Source organism: Ruegeria sp. AB5, assembly GCF_056542645.1.
This window is the reverse complement of sequence record NZ_JBQGAE010000063.1, coordinates 1-1,353: the sequence shown is the minus strand read 5'-3', so window position 1 is coordinate 1,353 and position 1,353 is coordinate 1. Positions and strand designations below refer to the sequence as shown.

The 1,353-nt window shown below is 57.6% G+C and carries 1 protein-coding gene; it reads right to left on the bottom strand.

Annotated features, from left to right (window positions below; genetic code table 11):
* Nucleotides 1–257: 257 nt before the first annotated feature.
* Entirely contained in the window at nucleotides 258–1,292 is a 1,035-nt protein-coding gene (locus tag ACR0L4_RS23600) for an IS110 family RNA-guided transposase (RefSeq protein WP_170755085.1), read from the bottom strand.
* Nucleotides 1,293–1,353 lie beyond the last annotated feature (61 nt).

The window sequence follows — 1,353 nt, the reverse complement described above, 5'->3', positions numbered from 1 at the left end:
GTCCGTTTCTCCAATTGGGTGTTTGGGTCAAGCTCGTTTTCTTTCATTGTATCGGATCACTGTCGCTCATCCGGGTCACGCTTCTCTTCGCAGTCTGGGTGATGCCGCGTGGGGCATCGCTGCACGCATGTGTCGGATTGGTTGTGGAGAGCCTCGCTTTGAGACGCGCTTGACGGCGCAGCAGACATTTTCGACTTCATCCACGAACCTCGTCCGGTGAGGGACGATCCCGTTCCTATTGATGTTTGGCGGTTAGATCATGCCATGCCCTCCATCTTCTCTGAACGGAACTCCGTGCCATCCGCCCACATGCGGTGGAGCAGAACGGCCAGTTTGCGTGCAACGGCAACGACCGCGCGGCGGCGCCCCTTCGTGCGCATCAACCTCATCCCCCATGACTTGATCTGCGATTCTGCCATGGTTCGCATCAGCAAAGCGTTGGCGGCAGCATAGAGTGTCGCCCTCACATCTCGATCCCCGGCTTTGGATATTCGACCGGGATTGTCTTGCTCACCTGACGGATATCTTCGAGGCGTCAAGCCAAAGTGGGCGGCTACGGTACGAGACCGTTTGAACCGCGTGGGATCGTCAACAGCGGCCTTGAAGGTTAAGGCCGCTATGGGGCCGACACCAGGAACTGTCATCATACGCATGCAGACCGCATCCCGACTGGCGGCGCGTTTTACCCTCCGATCCAATTCAAGGAAGTGTTGATACAGCACCAGCCGGGCGTCGAGCAGCGGGAGCATAGCATGAGCCAACACCTCGTCCATTTCGATCATCGGTCGGACGACGCCGTCGAAGCTGCCATGCTTAACCGTCTTGGGCAGACGGATGCCGAAGATCTTCAGCAATCCCCGCACTTCGTTGGCCAGATCAATGGTCTTACTCAACAATGCCTTGCGCGTGCTCAGGAGGGCCCGAACCCCATGTGCCTCCCAGCTCTTCATGTGAACAGGACTGAACCAACCTGTCCGCAAGATTTGGGCAATGCCACGTGCGTCGTTGCGATCCGTCTTGTTACGCATCGCTGACAGCGCGGCACTTACCTGGCGCGCCTCCATGCACACGACGTCGAAACCTTCTGCCTTCAATCCGTAGAACAAGTGCTGGCTCAAAGTGCCAGACTCAAACCCGATGCGCTCGACCGAAACGGGAAGCGCGGCCAGATAGCCCGCGATCTCCTCGATTTCGCAAGGCAGGTCTCGCTCGTGCAGAACCGCGCCCTTGCCATCAACGACACAAATCGCGCACGAACGCAGCGACACGTCCAAACCTGCAAAATACTCCATTCGAAATCTCCCATGTTCACAGTTTCCCTGTGAGCCTATCGGGAGCTCGACCTCAGTTCAC